Below are 16,914 nucleotides of genomic sequence, written 5' to 3' on the forward strand. Positions count from 1 at the left end.
CCGCTCGTGTTGCCAGGCTGACTACCGCAGGCAGCTGCGGGTGTCCATTGTAGGCGTGCCTGGAGGACGGGCTGTGCTATTTCATAACATGAACAAATGAAAGGCCCGCCCAATGCTTCTGCGTTTTGTTGCCATTGCTGCTTTGATCGTGACACCTGTTTTTGCGGCCGCGCAGGACGGTGGAAATGAGCTGTCTTTCCGTTTCGGCGTCGGGCCGAAGCTGCAACCGGGGTATTTTGGCGATGCCGATCAAGATACCGGCGTTGGCGTGAATTTTGCTTTGGAGTCTTTACGGATTGGGCCGGTCGCTAACAGCGGTGATGCGAATGGCCTCGGATTTGGCGGCTCATTTCGGTACATCGGTGAGCGAAATGCGGAAGACTTTTCCGAACTGGCCGGGATGGAAACCATTGATCGCTCGTTGGAAATCGGGGGCCAAGTGAAATACGTCACGCCGCTGTTTGAAGCTTTCGCAAGCCTGCGTTACGGCGCGATTGGCCACAAATCATTTGTCTCGGAGCTCGGCGGCGATCTGGTCGTTCGTCCTGCTGAAAACCTGCGGATTACAGCAGGCCCGCGCGCGCTTTGGGGTGATGAGGACTATGCGTCAACCTATTTTGGCGTGAGCGCACAAGAGAGTGCGGACAATGGTGTTTTCGCGCCTTTCGCGCCCGATAGCGGCATTATAAGCACCGGTGCGGAAATCGAAGCGACCTACGCCTTCAGCGATGATTGGGAGCTTGTCGGAACGCTGAAGTACTACATTTTGCGTGGCGATGCCGCCGATAGTCCAATTTCTGAAGACAACGATCAGGTCACCACGCAAATTGTGCTGACCCGCAAGGTCACTTTCAACTTCTAGACCAATCTCGACGTCGCGACCGCTGCCCGGACGAAATCTGCGAAAAGCGGATGCGGGGCGAAGGGTTTTGACTTCAATTCCGGGTGGAACTGCACACCGATAAACCACGGGTGGTCGGCCCATTCCACGATTTCCGGCAGCTTGCCGTCCGGCGACATGCCGGAAAATATCAGACCGGCCTTTTCCAGCACATTGCGGTACTTCGTATCGACCTCATAGCGATGACGGTGGCGTTCTTCGATGGTTGTGGTGCCATAGACATTCGCCACCTTGGAGCCTGCGGCCAGTGTTGCGTCATAGGCGCCAAGGCGCATCGTCCCGCCTTTATCGTCATCGGTCTTGCGGGCAACCGTGTGGTTACCTTGGACCCATTCCTTGAGGTGGTAAACCACGGGTTCAAAACGCTTTTTGCCGGCCTCATGGTCAAATTCCTCTGACCCGGCCTTGTCCATGCCTGCGACATTGCGTGCCGCTTCGATCACGGCCATTTGCATCCCCAGACAAATACCCAGATAGGGAATGCCCTTTTCGCGGGCAAACTGCGCGGCCTTGATTTTGCCTTCCGTGCCACGCTCGCCAAAACCACCGGGCACTAGGATCGCATGGAAGCCTTCCAGATAGGGGGTGGCATCTTCATGGTCGAAAAGCTCTGCATCGACCCATTCGATTTTGACCTTTACGCGGTTGGCCATGCCACCATGGGTGAGCGCCTCAGCGATGGATTTATAGGCGTCCTCCAACTGGGTGTATTTGCCAACAATGGCGACTTTGACCTGACCCTCCGGATTATGGATACGGTCATAGACATCGTGCCAGACATCCAGCTTCGGGGCAGGTGCGGGCGAGATGCCAAAGGCATCCAGAACCGCCTGATCCAATCCCTGATCGTGATAGGCCAGCGGGGCTTCGTAGATGGATTTCAGGTCATAGGCGGCCACGACACATTGCTTGCGCACATTACAAAAGAGCGCGATCTTTTCGCGTTCCTTTTCCGGGATCGGATGCTCTGATCGGCAAACAAGAATGTCGGGGGCGATGCCGATGGATTGGAGCTCTTTGACCGAATGTTGGGTTGGCTTTGTTTTCAACTCACCCGATGCCGCCAGATAGGGCAGAAGCGTCAGGTGCATGAAGATGCACTCCCCGCGAGGTTTGTCGTGCGCAAATTGGCGAATGGCTTCAAAGAAGGGCAGGCCCTCGATGTCGCCGACTGTGCCGCCGATTTCGCAGAGCATGAAATCGACCTCATCTTCGCCGATGGCCAGAAATTCTTTGATTTCGTTTGTGACGTGCGGGACCACCTGAATGGTTTTACCCAGATAATCGCCGCGCCGTTCCTTTTCGAGGACGTTGGAATAGATGCGCCCGGAACTCACCGAATCTGTTTTGCGCGCGGGCACACCGGTGAAGCGCTCATAGTGGCCAAGATCGAGGTCGGTTTCGGCGCCGTCATCAGTCACAAAGACTTCGCCGTGTTCAAAGGGCGACATCGTCCCGGGATCGACGTTCAAATATGGGTCAAGTTTGCGCAGGCGGACTGAATAGCCGCGGGCTTGCAGCAGCGCACCCAATGCAGCCGATGCAAGGCCCTTGCCAAGCGAGGAAACCACACCGCCGGTGATGAAAATATAGCGCGCCATTGGTGGTAGCTCCCGTGAAAACCGACAAAAAGAGTGGAAAAGCGAACCCGAAAATTCGCATCATCACGGGATTTGAGTGTTACCGGATTCGGTGCTGAATTGCAACCGCTGACGCAAGATCATGTTGCATCATCGTGAAATGATGCAACCACTTGTGTTTAATCACCGGCAGGCACCAAAGGCGCATCAGCAGAAGATGGCGGCAGCAGGTTGTCGCCCAGATCAGGGGCTTCGACATCAACGCTGGACGCGCCGGGGTTGAACTGATCCGCGACAGAGGACCCCGCGGAGTTGTTGGCCGAAATCAACGTCAGCGCGATGGATGTGCTGATAAATGCGATCGCGAGTACCCATGTGAACTTGCTCATCGCCGTCGGGGCGGGGCGGCTGCCGGTCGCACCACCACCACCACCCATCCCAAGGCCACCGCCCTCAGAGCGCTGCAAAAGCACGGTTCCGATCAAGCTCAGCGCAAGGATCAGATGAATGATGAGGACGACGTTTTCCATTTCGGACCTTTCGGGGGCGTGCGCGAACACGCGGTATCTAAAAGCTGCAAGGCATTCCCGCAACCCCTGAAACCGTCGAATGAAAGACGTTTGCGTAACTGCTTCCGCCGAAAAGTGGCGCAAATCCCTGTCAGCACCATCCTGATCGGGCCGAACAACAACAAAAAGTCATATTTCAATCAAAATGTAAGCACCTTCTCCCACTCTAACGGTGTCGTTATCAGTATCTGTCGACACGAGTAGAGAACAGAGCAGTAGTGGCGCGCCGCAGTCCTGCGCGCGATATGACGCCCGAATATCAGCATTTGGCTGAAGATATTGAGAGACCTGATATGACCACACGAATTTCACGCTTTGCATTTGTCCTGCCGGCAGTCCTTTCGCTGACTGTCGCTGCTGCGCAACCGGCAGGTGCCCAAACAACATCGGTCACAGCGCAGGTTGCGGAGAATGCGGAAGAACGCATCGACCTATCAGGTAAACTGCGGATGCTGTCGCAACGTATCCCTGCCGCAGTTTGCCACCTGGGCCGTGGTATTGATCCAGAAGGGTCAAGCACCCTGCTGAACGACGCGACGGGTCAGTTTGAAAAAATCCTGGCTGCGTTGGAATTTGGCGATGCTGATCTGAATATCCAAGAGCCGGAAACGCGCCGCAAAACGCTGGCGGCAATCGCTGAATTGCGCAGTCGTTGGGAGCCTCTGAAGACCGCAGCAGATGCGATTGCCACCGGAACCGCAACGCCAGAGGACATCAATCTGGTTCTCACCCAGAATTTGACAGTTTTGGCTGGCGCACAGTTGCTTGTCGAAGAACTGGTCCAGCAATATTCAAATCCCAACGCTGTCACCCGCGCGTCATTGATGTTGATCGACATCTCTGGCCGTCAGCGGATGCTAACGCAGAAGATCTCCAAGGAATCTTGTATGCTTGGGAGTGAATATGCCACGCCCTCGACGCTGGATGACCTGCAAGGCACAATACGTATTTTCGAGGCTTCTTTGGAAGCTTTGACATTTGGAATGCCCGCCGTCGGTATCGGGCCGCCACCAAACCCGGAGATCTATGCGGGTCTTGGTGGCGTTCAAAACGACTGGAGCACCGTGAAGCCCCATGTTCTCGCCGTTATCGATGGTAAAGAGCTTGATGACGCGTCGAACACAGAGAAGTTTCGGGGGCTCAATGTCACTATGGTGAACATGAACCGCGTCGTGGGGATGTATACGGCATCTGTCAAATAAGCCTTCGAGCAGGCTATCGCGCTTTAAAAATGGGATGCAGGCCAGGCGATTACCGCTTGGGCCTGCGTCCCGTTTTATGTTGTGTGCTGCCAATGCGCGCCCCATGTTGTCCTTTTCCATCCAAGCCGTTTCCTGATCCGGCGCATTTCTGCCTTTCGCAGGCGGGGGGGCGACGATATAGGGGGCACGCAATCTTTGAGGAAAAAGAATCTTATGGCAAATGTTGTGGTCGTCGGTGCCCAGTGGGGCGATGAAGGCAAAGGCAAGATCGTTGACTGGCTCTCTGAGCGGGCCGATGTGATCGCACGCTTTCAAGGAGGGCATAACGCAGGCCATACGCTTGTGATTGATGGCGAGGTTTTCAAACTTAACGCGCTACCTTCGGGTGTGGTACGCGGCGGCAAGCTATCCATTATCGGCAACGGCGTGGTGCTTGACCCCTGGCATCTTGTGAAGGAGATCGCCTCTATCCGCGAGCAGGGCGTTGATATCAGCCCCGCCACCTTGATGGTTGCAGAAAATACCCCGCTCATCCTGCCAATTCATGGTGAGCTTGATCGCGCGCGCGAAGAAATTGCGAGCAAGGGTACGAAAATTGGTACGACTGGGCGCGGTATTGGCCCGGCCTACGAAGACAAAGTGGGTCGTCGTTCTGTGCGCGTTGCCGACCTCGCGGATGAGGCCACCCTGGAAGCCCGCGTGGACCGCGCTTTGCGGCACCATGACCCGCTTCGCAAAGGTCTTGGAATAGAACCAGTAGATCGCGATGCGTTGGTTGCACAGCTGAAAGAAATCGCTGCAGAAATCCTGCCCTATGCAGCGCCTGTCTGGAAAGTGCTGAACGAGAAGCGCAAAGCGGGCAAACGGATTTTGTTTGAGGGTGCGCAAGGCGCACTTCTGGACATTGATTTTGGCACATACCCCTTCGTGACCTCTTCCAATGTGATTGCAGGTCAGGCCGCGACGGGCGTTGGTGTCGGACCGACAGCAATTGATTACGTTCTTGGCATCGTCAAGGCCTACACCACGCGCGTCGGCGAAGGCCCGTTTCCAACCGAATTGAACGACGATGACGGCCATCGGCTGGGCACACGCGGGCATGAGTTCGGGACAGTGACCGGGCGCAAACGTCGTTGCGGCTGGTTTGATGCCGCCTTGGTGCGGCAAACCTGCGCGACCTCCGGCGTCACGGGGATTTCCTTAACAAAGCTTGATGTGCTCGATGGGTTCGAGACGCTCAAGATCTGCGTCGGATATGAGCTGGACGGCGAAACACTGGATTATTTGCCGACTGCGGCCGATCAGCAGGCGCGCTGCAAGCCGGTCTATGAGGAAATCGACGGCTGGTCGCAATCCACCGAAGGCGCGCGCTCTTGGGCCGATCTGCCTGCGCAGGCGATCAAATACGTGCGCCGGATCGAAGAGTTGATCCAATGTCCGGTCGCGCTAGTTTCGACATCACCTGAAAGAGAGGACACCATCTTGGTGACCGACCCCTTCGCGGATTGAGGACAGATGCAGTATAAAGCACGCAAACGGTTGGCGATTTTTGTGTTGGTGATCGGGTTGCCGGTCTACATAGTCTTTGCCGTTACGGTGATGAGCTGGATGCTCAATCAGGATATCCGGTTCCCGCTGTTGGTAGAGTTGCTCATTTATGTGGCGTTGGGCATTGGTTGGGCGTTTCCATTGAAATGGGTTTTCAAGGGGATCGGGCAACGAGACCCCAATCAACAAAGCCCGCGATAGCATTTGCGGCGGGCGGTCATATCGATGCAAGCGTGGCACATGCGAAATCAAAAAGGGCGCTGAAAGAGCGCCCTTTTGTTATTCCTCGCATGGTTCAGCCATTGGCGGCTTTCCCACCACTGGGTCGGAACCTTGTACTGTCGGCAACACGGAAGCGACCATTGGTCTGCTTCACAACACGCCCTTGGCGCAACAGGCGACCAAAGGATCGCAGCCCGTCCTCACGGGTGATTTCGTCGTTATGCACCGTCTGCACAAGGCGGATCAGCTGAGGGCGTGACAAATCAAGTTCATCATCGACCAGATTAAGATAGGCGGCTGCGGCTTCCAGTTCTTCAGCCAGATCGGCTGGGGAATGTTCCTTGACGAAATCGACAAAGGTTCGCTCGCGCTCGCTTTCGGCGCGGGCCATGGATTGTTCTGCAATATCGCGCAGTCGGCTTGCGGCCTCATTCAAGGGGGCAACTTCGCGCAGGGTGCTCTTGGCGCTGTCGTCGCTGTCAGGGACCAGCCGCAAAGGGGCGCCGCGGCCATGTGATTTACCTTCACCTTGTTCAAGCGCGCCGAGATCATCGCGAAACGCCTCACTGACATCGCGGGACATTGCGCCATTATCGCCCAACTGGCGCGCTGCCTCCGTCGCGGCAACGGCCGCTTTCAACTGCGCAAACGCATCGCGACCATCGCGGGTTTCTTCCATATCAAGGTGCAGGTCGGTGCGGTCCATGATCCGGCTCATCGCATCTTCGACACTGCGCGGCAGGCCATGGCGGGCGACTTCATTGCCCGGACGCGAGGCTAATTCGCGTTCGATCTTGGCGACCTCCTCTTGCAGATCAAAGTCTTCATCCACCGGTTCTTCACGTTCAACTGCGGGCGCGTCTTCTGCCGCAGGCGTATCCACCGGATCAGTGCGATCTGTCAGGATCAACAACTCCGGCTTCGCTTTCTGGTCCTCTTGGGCGCGCGCTTCAGGCGCAACTTCATCGCCGGTCGCATCCGCGTCTTCAAGATCAACAGCCCCTTCTGGCGTCAACAGCAACGGCCGGGTAGAACGCTTTGCTTCAGGTTCCGGTTCGGCGTCATCACGGTCTGCGCGCACCGGTTCGTCAAGCATCAAAGGCGCGGGCTTGGTCTCAGTTGCTGCCTGAGACGTTTCTTCATCATCATCCGTCAAATTGGATTTGCGTTTCGCCATGTCTGCAAGGCGCTGCGCCAAAGGGTTTGCCGGTTTGGGTTTAACAACATTGCTGACGTCGGCGATGTCTTCGGCAAAGTCGTCATCATCTTCGGCGTCCATAGGTGCGCCACGGTCGGTTACCGCACGGATACGCTGCAATTTGTCGACGACACTGTCATTGTTCTCAGGGTTCTCAGGGATGTCGGATGTGTCTTCGTCTGCCACATCATGCCCCGCCTGATCTGCGATTGCATCGGAGCCGTCGCTGTGATCGGCGTCTGCATCGAAAACATCGTCAGCCCCCGTATCTTCGTCCGCCGCGCCATCAAGTACGCGTAGATCGTCAATGTCCTGCTGTGGCGTGACATCTTCAGGTTCAAAATTGCCATCGGCAGTCAAGTCTGCGTCAGGCTCACTTGGTTCCGCGACAGTCTCAGCAACCTCAGCAGGAGCTTTCCCCTCAACTTCTGCCGCGTCGGTGGTGTCCTCTTGCTTAGGCGTATCCTGCGCGCGCTGTGCGGCTGTCAAAGCAGCGATCCGGGCACTCAACGCATTTGGGACCGCCCGGATCGTTTCCACGGGTGTCGGGACCACGTCAGTTGCGGCGAATTCATCCCCGTCATCATCCGCGTCAACTCCGGCTGAAGTCTCTTGCTCCGCCGCTGGTTCGTCGTCCTCGGGGAGCGCCGCGAAAACATCATCTTCGGCCTCATCAGCGGTGGCTTCCTGCACCACAGGCACCGCGATTTCATCAGTCATCACCCGCAGACTGATCCCGTTTTCATCCTGTTCAGCGACGACTTCACCGTTGCCACCACGCGCGGCAAGCCGGGCGAGCGCATCAGGATCAGGCATCGGATGGCTGTTTTCCGTAAACAAAGCCACGCCATGCAGATCATGGAAATACCCAACGACCGTTTTCATGGTTTCAACGGAATCGTCGAACCCCTCCAAACGGCAAGAAAAAGTTCCGTAGGTCACATCCAGGATTTTATTGCTCTCGCTCATACGCTATTGCTCTCCGAGTTATCAGCGGTGGACCGCTGGACAAAGTATTGCTTGATAACGGACCCCAGCAACACGTTCCCATAAGGATCATTTTGTGACCGTTTTGGGGAATGATTGTGAATAGAGGTTAAGTGCGTGGTTAACAAAACGATCATTACCGACTGCAATACAGTTTGCCTCGTCGGCGGCGCGGCGGCAAGCCCGGCTTTGATTAGTGCTATAAATAAGCGGGTTGATGCTCTGGTCGCAGTTGATGGCGGGGCGGACACGCTCCTGCAAGCAGGGTTAACGCCGCGTGCCGTAATTGGCGACCTGGATAGTCTTTCTGAAACCGCCCGAGAAAAGTTTGCAGAACAATTGTGGCACATCCCAGAGCAATCAAGCACCGATTTTGAGAAGGCCCTGACACGGATTGATGCGCAAACGGTGATTGCGCTGGGCTTCACTGGCGGGCGGCTGGATCACCAGTTATCGGTGCTCAGCGTCATGCGCCGCCATGCGCAGCGCCGGGTGTTTGTGGTGGATGAATACGACGTCAGCACCCTCGTTGGCGTTGGGCAAACGACGCTGCATCTGCCAGCGGGTACCCGCGTGTCGGTGACGCCTATCACCCCTGCCAAAGTCAGCCTTGCCGGTGTGCAGTGGCCTTTTGCGGATCAGCCGATGGAAATGGCAGGCTTCACCAGCCCGTCAAATGCTGCGCTGGGCGGTGACGTGACTTTGATGAGTGACGCCCCTGTCTTGCTCACACTGCCACAGGAGTTCTTGCCAACGCTTTTGCAAGCCGTTGTTCGCGAAAAATAATGTAGAGGCCTGCGCCGACGGTAACGAAGATCCCGATCGCGGCCAGCCCATTGGGCAGATCCGCAAAAACCATATAGCCGACGGCCGTGCCAAAGGGGATTTCAAGATATTGCATCGGCGCCAGGGTCGATGCAGGCGCAAAACGCAGGCTCCACGTCATAACAAGATGCGCTGTCGTCCCCAACAAGCCCAACGCGGCCAAGAGCGCCCAGTTTCGCGCGCCAAGATCAAAGGTAAATGTCCCCGCCGCAGAAGGGACCAGTGCCAGAAATACCAGCAGAATGATCGTGGCTTGCACACCACTGATTGCCTGCAACTTGATCGGATCCTCCGCTTTGGCAATCTTGCGTGTGACCATCATGAAAAGCGCAAATACAACCGCAACTCCAAGCGGCAGCAGGGCCGGGTAGCCAACAGCCGCGAAATTGGGCTGGATTACCAAAAGTGTGCCAACAAACCCGGCTGCACAGGCGATCAGGCGATGCCATCCCACATGCTCGCCCATCACAAAATGACCAAGCAGCAGCAAGATGAACGGCATCACGAAAGCAATCGCGAGCGCATCTGCCAAAGGCAGATAACGCAACGCCGAAAACATCAGCCCAATGCCGGCGATGTGCAAAACCGTCCGCAAGAGCGTCCAGCCTAGTAAGCCCTTCGGCAAGCGAAACCCTTGCCCTGTTATGGCAATCAGTGGCAACAAGAGCACGGCCTGAACGCCAAACCGGACGAGGATCAAAACAGCCAATGCCACGGTGCCACCCAGCAGCTTGGCAATACTGTCGCCCAGAGGTGCCAGCACACAAAATGCCAGCATCAACATAACACCAAGAAAAGGACGGTCTGCGTTCATGGAGCCACGATAGGCAGGCGGCTCGAGGCGCGCAACATTGCTCGCATCTGCTATCATCTTGCCCGAAAAACTCCCGCCGGAGGCATCCTGCACGCGCAACTGGTCCCTCTGTCAGCAGTTGGGCACATTCACCGCCAGACCACCCAAGGCCGTTTCTTTATACTTCTCGCTCATATCCACGCCGGTTTGGCGCATCGTTTCAATCGCGACATCAAGCGACACCAAATGCACACCATCGCCGCGCAGCGCCAAAGAAGCCGCCGAGACCGCCTTGATCGCACCCAACCCGTTGCGTTCGATGCAGGGCACCTGCACCAATCCTTTGACCGGATCACAGGTCATGCCCAAATGATGCTCCAGCGCAATTTCGGCTGCGTTCTCGATTTGCTCAGGTGTTCCGCCCAAAACGGCGGCCAGACCGCCAGCGGCCATGGCTGCGGCGCTGCCCACTTCGGCCTGACAGCCGCATTCGGCGCCAGAAATCGAGGCATTGAACTTGATGAGGCCACCGATCGCTGCCGCAGTGAACAGGAATTCAGGCACCCGAGAGGTCGCAGCACCCGGTACATGATCCAGCCAATAGCGGATCGTGGCCGGAATGACCCCCGCTGCCCCATTGGTCGGGGCTGTTACAACTTGCCCGCCTGCCGCATTCTCTTCGTTCACGGCCATCGCGTAAGTGGACATGAAGTCATTGATCGTATGAGGCGCGGTCAGATTCATCCCGCGTTCGGCCTGCAAGGCGTCGTAAATAGCTTTTGCACGGCGCCGGACACTCAAGCCGCCCGGCAGAATGCCATCGGACTGCAATCCGCGATCGATACAGGCATTCATCACATCCCAAATCCGCGCCAGCCCCCGGTCAAGATCGGCGCCGGGGATACGTGAAAGCTCATTCGCGCGTTTCATATCGGCGATGGATTTGCCCGACATCGCCGCCATATCGAGCATTTCCTGCGCCGTGTGAAACGGGAATGGGACTGCCGGACCGGTGTCGCTGTCTTTGCCCGCAGCAAGCTCATTGTCCGTTAACACAAACCCGCCGCCAATCGAATAATATGTCACTTGCGTGATGACATCGCCCTGCGCATCGGTGCCTTGCAGGATCATCCCGTTGGCGTGACCGGGCAGGGCAGGGCCGTAGTCAAACAGCAAGTCTTCGTTGGGATGAAAACGCAGCGTGCCAAGCCCCTCCGGCATGACAGTATGTTCGGATTTGATCCGTCCCAATTCAGCCTCGGCCTTGCCTGCGTCATAGTCATCTGCCCGAAACCCTGCGAGGCCCAGAATCACCGCCCGATCGGTTGCGTGACCGACGCCCGTGAATGCGAGGCTGCCGTGCAAAGAGGCCCGTAGCCCCGCCACGCCAAAGGGTTGCGCGCGTAAATGCTCCAAAAACCGTGCCGCCGCGACCATCGGGCCGATCGTGTGTGATGATGACGGGCCGACGCCCACTTTGAACATATCGAAAACAGAGAGGAACATCACAAACTCGCATTCATCGTCGCAGTTACGGGCAGCGCCAACCGCGCCCCCGCCGCTATCCTATCAACAATGCCCCCTGAAAGGCCGCCAAAAACGACCCTTCGCCCAAAAAACACGCTGGCATGGCGCCACTGAAAAATGCCCTCTCGCACCTTTGCGAAGTCTTGCCTATAACGGGCTTACGCATTTGACGGAGCCCATCTATGACGACTGGTTTAAGCCCCATCGAGTTGGCCAAATTTATCGCAGCCAAGCAAGCTTCGGAATATATCGAATCCGGCATGAAGGTAGGTCTTGGCAGCGGATCGACCTCTGCCTGGTTCGTTCAGTGTCTGGGCGAGATGGTACGCGAAAACGGTCTTAAAATCAAAGCTGTGCCGACCTCCGAGCATACCGCAGAGTTGGCGGAAGTGGTTGGCATCGAAGTCATCACTTTGGATGCTGCCAAATGGTTGGATATCACCGTCGATGGGACGGATGAGTACGACGCAAATCTCAATCTCATCAAAGGTGGTGGCGGCGCGCATCTGCGTGAAAAAATCGTGGCGACCGCAAGTGACCGGATGGTCGTGATCGCGGATGCGACGAAGAAAGTAGATACGCTAGGGGCTTTCCCCTTGCCGGTAGAGGTGATCCCATTTGGGGTTGGCATTACCCGCAATCTCATTGAAGAGGCCTTGATCGGCATGGATGTAATGGGCCGCGATGTGTCACTGCGCATGGATGGGGATACCCCCTTCATCACGGATGAGGGCAATATGGTGCTTGATCTGCATCTCAAGCATATCGGAAACCCGCGTCAGTTGGGCTTTGTGCTCAATCAGATACCCGGAGTTGTTGAAAACGGTCTGTTTATCGACATTTGCGACGTGGTCATTGTCGGACGCGGTGATGGCAAAGTGACTGTGCGTGACATCACCAATAACACAGCCGAAGTCGTGCAATATGACGTTCAGCAAGAAGACAACATCTTTCTTGAAGTTGCTGAATGATCCGGCCTTTTCATACCTGACCAAATCGGAGCTTTCCCATGACTTTTGACTACGACCTATTTGTCATCGGAGGCGGCTCTGGCGGTGTGCGTGCGGCGCGTGTTGCGGCCGCGACCGGTGCCAAAGTCGGCTTGGCGGAAGAATACCGCATGGGGGGCACCTGCGTGATCCGTGGTTGTGTGCCCAAAAAGCTGATGGTATTTGCGTCCGGGTTTTCTGAGATGTTCGACGATGCCCGTGCCTATGGCTGGGATGTCAAAGAGGGGCCATTTGATTGGCCCCGCTTCAGCACCACGCTGAATTCGGAGCTTGACCGGCTCGAAGGCGTCTATCGCAAGATGCTTAATGGTTCAAAAGTTGATGTGTTTGACGCCCGTGGGTCCCTCAAAGATCCCCACACCATATCGCTGTCCACTGGGCAGGAGATCTCGGCCAAGCATATTCTGGTCGCCACCGGCGGACGTCCGGTTGTGCCGGAGATGCAGGGAGCTGAGTTGGGGATCACCTCCAACGACATATTCAAGCTCCCGGAGATGCCTAAGTCGATCTTGATCGTTGGCGGTGGCTATATCGCCTCTGAATTCGCGGGGATTCTCAATGGACTGGGGGTTGAGGTGACGCAATTCTATCGAGGCGCGCAAATCCTGCGGGGCTTTGACGGCGAAGCCCGTGGATTGGTTGCCGAGGGGATGCGTGCCAAGGGTGTTGATTTGCACCTGGGAACAAATATCGTGGAAATGTGGGCAGCAACGCAGGACGATCTTGATGGTCACTTCGAGGGTGTGCCGATGGTCAGCGGTCAGCCTGCGCAGTTTCCCCACGGTGCCCCGGCGCATGGAATTTGTGTCAAAGCGACCAATGGCACTGAGAAAGTCTACGATCAGGTCATGTTTGCAACGGGGCGTTCTCCCAATACCGATGGTATGGGGTTGGAAGACGCAGGCGTGGCCTTGGGCCGCCGTGGTGAGGTCGTTGTTGATGAATTCAGCCAGACCAACGTCCCTTCGATCTATGCGATCGGTGATGTGACAAACCGCGTACAGCTCACGCCTGTGGCCATTCGCGAAGGCATGGCCTTTGTGGAAACGGTTTTTAAGGGCAATCCGACCGCGGTCGATCACGCATTGATCCCGTCGGCAGTATTCACGCAGCCTGAACTGGGCACCGTGGGTCTGACCGAAGAAAAAGCGCGTGAGATCGAGCCGGTTGAAATCTACTGCACTTCCTTCAAACCGATGAACCATGCATTCGCCGGTCGGGAGGATCGCGCTTTGATGAAGCTCGTTGTCAGCAAAGCCACACGGATTGTGCTGGGCTGTCATATCGTCGCAGATCATGCGGGCGAGATGATCCAGCTTGTGGGCATTGCGATCAAGATGGGCGCGACCAAGGAAGACTTTGATCGCACGGTTGCAGTTCACCCCACGATGGCGGAAGAATTGGTGACAATGAAGGAACCCATGCGCAGCGCTTGAATTCAAGCAATTAAGACACACATGGCAATAAGGTAGCCGGGTACGGCGGTGGACCTTTGAAAAAGGAAGCATAGGAAAACGATGGCAGGAAATACTGGTGGCCCTTGGGGCGGCGGTGGAAACAACGGTTCGGGCGGTGGCGACGACGACAACCGCGGGAGCGGTGGTCGCAGACCCAATAACGACGGACCAAACATTCCAGAGATCGATGATCTGGTGAACAAAGGCCGTGAACAGTTGCGTGTCCTGATGGGCGGCGGCGGCGATGGCAAAGGTCGTATTGGCGGCGGCGGTGGCGGCGAAGGCCCGCAACTCACCCGTGGGACGGTCGGTCTTGGTGTCCTCGCAGCGATTGGTCTTTGGCTCTATGCCTCTTTCTATACCGTGCGCCCTGAAGAACGCTCCGTTGAGTTGTTCCTGGGTGAATTTCTTGAAGTCGGAGAAAGCGGTCTGAACTTTGCGCCTTGGCCCGTTGTTTCGCGTGAAGTCATCGCGGTTACAACAGAACGCAACATCGACATCGGCGTAAGCCGCACAGGTGGTGACGCAGGCCTCATGCTGACAGGTGACGAAAACATCGTGGACATCGATTTCCAGGTTGTCTGGAACATCACCGATCCGCAGCTTTACCTCTTCAACCTAGCCAACCCGCCACAAACGATCGAAGCTACAGCCGAATCCGCGATGCGCGAGATTATCTCGCAGTCCGAATTGGCGCCGATCCTCAACCGTGACCGCGGTGCGATTGCCGACCGTTTGCGTGACCTGATCCAGACGACGCTGGACAGCTATAACTCAGGTGTGAATATCATCCGTGTGAACTTTGACAAAGCCGACCCGCCAGAGCCGGTTATCGCCTCCTTCCGGGCCGTTCAGGACGCCGAGCAGGAACGTGACCGTGTGCAAAACGTGGCCGACGCTTACGCAAACCAGGTTGTCGCCGAAGCGCGTGGTCAAGCCGCACAGATCCTTGAGCAAGCCGAAGGCTATCGTGCCCGTGTGGTCAACGAAGCGACCGGTGAAGCCAGCCGTTTCTCGGCCGTTTTGGCGGAATATGAAAAGGCGCCGGAGGTGACCCGCAAGCGTCTTTATCTGGAGACCATGGAAAACGTGCTGGGTGGCGTCGATATCATCCTGCTGGATGAAGGCGATGGGGGCGGCCAAGGCGTTGTACCTTATCTCCCGCTCAATGATCTGCGTCGCAATTCTACCAGAGGGTCCAACTAATGCGTAAGTCAGCATTCCTTTTGCCCGCCTTTGCGGTCGTTATCATCGGCGCCTTGTCAACGGTCTTTATCGTCGATGAACGTCAAAAAGCGCTTGTCCTGCAATTCGGACAGATTGTCCGCGTGAAGGAAGACCCCGGTCTGAGCTTCAAATTGCCACTGATCCAGGAAGTTGTCCGCTACGACGACCGTATTCTCAGTCGCGATCTGGAACCGCTTGAGGTCACACCATCTGATGACCGACGTCTGGTTGTCGACGCCTTTGCGCGTTACCGGATTGCCGACGTGGAGCAGTTTCGCCGCGCGGTTGGTGCCGGTGGTGAAGAAGCCGCGGCCCGCCGTCTCGACAGCATTCTGCGCGCTGAAACGCGGGAGGTCTTGGGTTCCGTGACCTCCAACGACATCCTGTCGGTCGATCGTGCCGCCTTGATGCTCCGGATCCGGAACTCTGCAATTGCCGAAGCCGAAGCGCTTGGATTGCAGGTCATCGACGTGCGTTTGAAGCGCACTGACCTGCCGCCGGAAAACCTCAACGCGACATATGAGCGGATGAAAGCCGAACGTGACCGTGAAGCCGCCGACGAACGCGCCCGTGGTAACGAGGCTGCACAACGTATTCGTGCGGGTGCCGACCGTACCGTGATCGAGTTGGTGTCAGAGGCGCAGCGTGAAGGTCAGATTATCCAGGGTGAGGCAGATGCCGCACGAAACGAAATCTTCGCCGAAGCCTTTGGCCGTGATCCGGACTTCTTTGAATTCTACCGCTCAATGACCGCTTATGAGCGCTCCTTGCAACCGGGCAACTCGACCTTGGTCCTGTCGCCTGACAATGAATTCTTCGATTTCCTCAAGTCCGATCAGGGCCGCGGAAACGAGTGATCTTGCAGGCAGCAAAAGCCGTTTGTTACAAAGGGCCAGCCGTTGGGTTGGCCCTTTCTTGCTGCAATGTTGCAAATCTCACCGATAACATCACATCCCTTTGAGCAGTTGTGCGCGAAGTTTGCGTTGCACATTCTGCGCCCTACATAGAACATCACAAACATAACCATGCGCGCATTGCGCGCTCGTACCAAAAAAATAGGAGATTTGCCCCGTGAAGCCCAAGGCAATCGCAATTCAGCAAGATCAACTGCGCGCGCGCCGCCTGTTGCTGGCATTCATCACAACTTTGGCCGTCGCATTTGCGATGGTTTTTGCGCAAGTCATGTCTGCAAACGCGCAGTCCCGTCCGGCAACATTTGCCGATTTGGCTGACCAGGTCAGCCCATCTGTCGTGAACATCACGACCAGCACGACCGTCGCCGGTCGCACGGGACCGCAAGGACTTGTGCCTGACGGCTCTCCATTTGAAGACTTCTTCAACGATCTTGAGCGTGGACCGGGCGATGGTGCGCGGCGCTCATCTGCTTTGGGGTCCGGTTTCGTGATTTCTCAGGACGGCTACATCGTCACCAACAACCACGTCATTGAGGGTGCCGATGAGATACTGATCGAATTCTTCCCTGGTGGTGAGCCGGGTGTGCCGGCAGAAATCATCGGCACAGACCGGAACACCGATCTTGCAGTCCTGAAAGTTGACATGGAGGATTTGCCCTTTGTAGAATTTGGGGACAGCGACGGTGTCGGGTCTCGTGTTGGCGACTGGGTCGTGGCGATGGGCAACCCGCTTGGTCAGGGCTTTTCGGTTTCGGCAGGGATCGTTTCCGCCCGCAATCGCGCGCTTTCGGGAACCTACGATGATTATATCCAGACGGATGCGGCAATTAACCGTGGCAACTCTGGCGGCCCACTTTTCAACATGGAAGGTGAAGTGATCGGCGTGAATACGGCGATCCTGTCGCCCAATGGTGGCTCTATCGGGATCGGTTTCGCGATGTCTTCTGCCGTCGT

15 protein-coding genes are annotated in these 16,914 nt (G+C 56.6%); 10 read left to right on the forward strand and 5 right to left on the reverse strand.

Features of this window, described 5'->3' with window-relative positions:
• Nucleotides 1-112: 112 nt before the first annotated feature.
• Nucleotides 113-862, forward strand: coding sequence for a MipA/OmpV family protein (locus ACFDSS_RS00880; protein ID WP_375253863.1), 750 nt, complete (start codon nt 113-115; stop codon nt 860-862).
• Here the strand turns inward: ACFDSS_RS00880 and ACFDSS_RS00885 are convergent.
• Together ACFDSS_RS00885 and secG are read right to left on the reverse strand one after the other, a co-directional pair.
• On the reverse strand, nt 859-2,502 hold the full coding sequence (locus ACFDSS_RS00885; protein ID WP_375253864.1) for a CTP synthase: 1,644 nt from the start codon (nt 2,500-2,502) through the stop codon (nt 859-861). The two genes, ACFDSS_RS00880 and ACFDSS_RS00885, sit on opposite strands and share 4 nt — an antisense overlap.
• A 158-nt stretch (nt 2,503-2,660) precedes the next feature.
• The gene (gene secG / locus ACFDSS_RS00890; protein WP_375253865.1) at nt 2,661-3,011 is read right to left on the reverse strand and encodes a preprotein translocase subunit SecG; all 351 of its coding nucleotides are present in this window, start codon (nt 3,009-3,011) and stop codon (nt 2,661-2,663) included.
• Between the two features lie 332 nt (nt 3,012-3,343).
• On the opposite strand from secG, the gene ACFDSS_RS00895 reads away from it, so the two are divergent.
• The 3 genes from ACFDSS_RS00895 to ACFDSS_RS00905 all read left to right on the forward strand — a co-directional run bounded on the left by ACFDSS_RS00895 (nt 3,344) and on the right by ACFDSS_RS00905 (nt 6,001).
• Nucleotides 3,344-4,252: a type IV pili methyl-accepting chemotaxis transducer N-terminal domain-containing protein gene (locus ACFDSS_RS00895; RefSeq protein WP_375253866.1), complete on the forward strand. Its 909-nt coding sequence runs from the start codon at nt 3,344-3,346 to the stop codon at nt 4,250-4,252.
• 213 nt (nt 4,253-4,465) lie between these two features.
• Nucleotides 4,466-5,761, forward strand: coding sequence for an adenylosuccinate synthase (locus ACFDSS_RS00900; RefSeq protein ID WP_375253867.1), 1,296 nt, complete (start codon nt 4,466-4,468; stop codon nt 5,759-5,761).
• Nucleotides 5,762-5,767: 6 nt separating this feature from the next.
• A complete protein-coding gene (locus ACFDSS_RS00905) occupies nt 5,768-6,001 on the forward strand; it encodes a DUF2842 domain-containing protein (RefSeq protein ID WP_375253868.1) in 234 nt (77 codons plus the stop codon).
• Between the two features lie 94 nt (nt 6,002-6,095).
• Here the strand turns inward: ACFDSS_RS00905 and ACFDSS_RS00910 are convergent, their stop codons facing one another.
• Nucleotides 6,096-8,189 (reverse strand): hypothetical protein, encoded by a 2,094-nt coding sequence (locus ACFDSS_RS00910; protein ID WP_375253869.1) that lies wholly within the window; start codon nt 8,187-8,189, stop codon nt 6,096-6,098.
• Between the two features lie 135 nt (nt 8,190-8,324).
• Between ACFDSS_RS00910 and ACFDSS_RS00915 the strand changes: the two genes are divergently transcribed.
• On the forward strand, nt 8,325-8,993 hold the full coding sequence (locus ACFDSS_RS00915; RefSeq protein WP_375253870.1) for a thiamine diphosphokinase: 669 nt from the start codon (nt 8,325-8,327) through the stop codon (nt 8,991-8,993).
• Here ACFDSS_RS00915 and ACFDSS_RS00920 read toward each other — a convergent pair.
• Nucleotides 8,935-9,846, reverse strand: a complete 912-nt coding sequence (locus ACFDSS_RS00920) for a DMT family transporter (protein ID WP_375253924.1) — start codon at nt 9,844-9,846, stop codon at nt 8,935-8,937. The two genes, ACFDSS_RS00915 and ACFDSS_RS00920, sit on opposite strands and share 59 nt — an antisense overlap.
• A gap of 111 nt (nt 9,847-9,957) precedes the next feature.
• Complete coding sequence (locus ACFDSS_RS00925; protein ID WP_375253871.1) at nt 9,958-11,331, reverse strand: L-serine ammonia-lyase; 1,374 nt, start codon at nt 11,329-11,331, stop codon at nt 9,958-9,960.
• Between the two features lie 203 nt (nt 11,332-11,534).
• Between ACFDSS_RS00925 and rpiA the strand changes: the two genes are divergently transcribed.
• From rpiA to ACFDSS_RS00950, 5 genes are all read left to right on the forward strand, one after another.
• Nucleotides 11,535-12,323 (forward strand): ribose-5-phosphate isomerase RpiA, encoded by a 789-nt coding sequence (gene rpiA, locus ACFDSS_RS00930; RefSeq protein WP_375253872.1) that lies wholly within the window; start codon nt 11,535-11,537, stop codon nt 12,321-12,323.
• A gap of 38 nt (nt 12,324-12,361) precedes the next feature.
• On the forward strand, nt 12,362-13,798 hold the full coding sequence (locus ACFDSS_RS00935) for an FAD-dependent oxidoreductase (protein ID WP_375253873.1): 1,437 nt from the start codon (nt 12,362-12,364) through the stop codon (nt 13,796-13,798).
• A gap of 81 nt (nt 13,799-13,879) precedes the next feature.
• Nucleotides 13,880-15,025 carry an FtsH protease activity modulator HflK gene (hflK, locus tag ACFDSS_RS00940; RefSeq protein ID WP_375253874.1) on the forward strand — a complete coding sequence of 382 codons (1,146 nt, stop codon included), beginning with the start codon at nt 13,880-13,882 and terminating at the stop codon, nt 15,023-15,025.
• Nucleotides 15,025-15,903: a protease modulator HflC gene (gene hflC / locus ACFDSS_RS00945; protein WP_375253875.1), complete on the forward strand. Its 879-nt coding sequence runs from the start codon at nt 15,025-15,027 to the stop codon at nt 15,901-15,903. Before hflK ends, hflC begins: the two co-directional genes overlap by 1 nt.
• A 214-nt stretch (nt 15,904-16,117) precedes the next feature.
• Nucleotides 16,118-16,914, forward strand: a 797-nt coding sequence (locus ACFDSS_RS00950; protein ID WP_375253925.1) for a trypsin-like peptidase domain-containing protein, incomplete at its 3' end; no start/stop codon positions are given.

Origin of the sequence: Yoonia sp., from assembly GCF_042093035.1 — a bacterium.
Lineage (GTDB): Bacteria > Pseudomonadota > Alphaproteobacteria > Rhodobacterales > Rhodobacteraceae > Yoonia.

Excerpts from the sequence above, each read along its gene's own strand:
- ACFDSS_RS00895 (WP_375253866.1), top strand. The coding sequence starts at position 3,344 with ATGACCACACGAATTTCACGCTTTGCATTTGTCCTGCCGGCAGTCCTT.
- hflK (WP_375253874.1), top strand. The coding sequence starts at position 13,880 with ATGGCAGGAAATACTGGTGGCCCTTGGGGCGGCGGTGGAAACAACGGT.
- ACFDSS_RS00910 (WP_375253869.1), bottom strand. The coding sequence starts at position 8,189 with ATGAGCGAGAGCAATAAAATCCTGGATGTGACCTACGGAACTTTTTCT.
- ACFDSS_RS00920 (WP_375253924.1), bottom strand. The coding sequence starts at position 9,846 with ATGAACGCAGACCGTCCTTTTCTTGGTGTTATGTTGATGCTGGCATTT.
- ACFDSS_RS00905 (WP_375253868.1), top strand. The coding sequence starts at position 5,768 with ATGCAGTATAAAGCACGCAAACGGTTGGCGATTTTTGTGTTGGTGATC.
- ACFDSS_RS00900 (WP_375253867.1), top strand. The coding sequence starts at position 4,466 with ATGGCAAATGTTGTGGTCGTCGGTGCCCAGTGGGGCGATGAAGGCAAA.
- hflC (WP_375253875.1), top strand. The coding sequence starts at position 15,025 with ATGCGTAAGTCAGCATTCCTTTTGCCCGCCTTTGCGGTCGTTATCATC.
- ACFDSS_RS00880 (WP_375253863.1), top strand. The coding sequence starts at position 113 with ATGCTTCTGCGTTTTGTTGCCATTGCTGCTTTGATCGTGACACCTGTT.
- ACFDSS_RS00935 (WP_375253873.1), top strand. The coding sequence starts at position 12,362 with ATGACTTTTGACTACGACCTATTTGTCATCGGAGGCGGCTCTGGCGGT.
- ACFDSS_RS00885 (WP_375253864.1), bottom strand. The coding sequence starts at position 2,502 with ATGGCGCGCTATATTTTCATCACCGGCGGTGTGGTTTCCTCGCTTGGC.
- ACFDSS_RS00925 (WP_375253871.1), bottom strand. The coding sequence starts at position 11,331 with ATGTTCCTCTCTGTTTTCGATATGTTCAAAGTGGGCGTCGGCCCGTCA.
- rpiA (WP_375253872.1), top strand. The coding sequence starts at position 11,535 with ATGACGACTGGTTTAAGCCCCATCGAGTTGGCCAAATTTATCGCAGCC.
- secG (WP_375253865.1), bottom strand. The coding sequence starts at position 3,011 with ATGGAAAACGTCGTCCTCATCATTCATCTGATCCTTGCGCTGAGCTTG.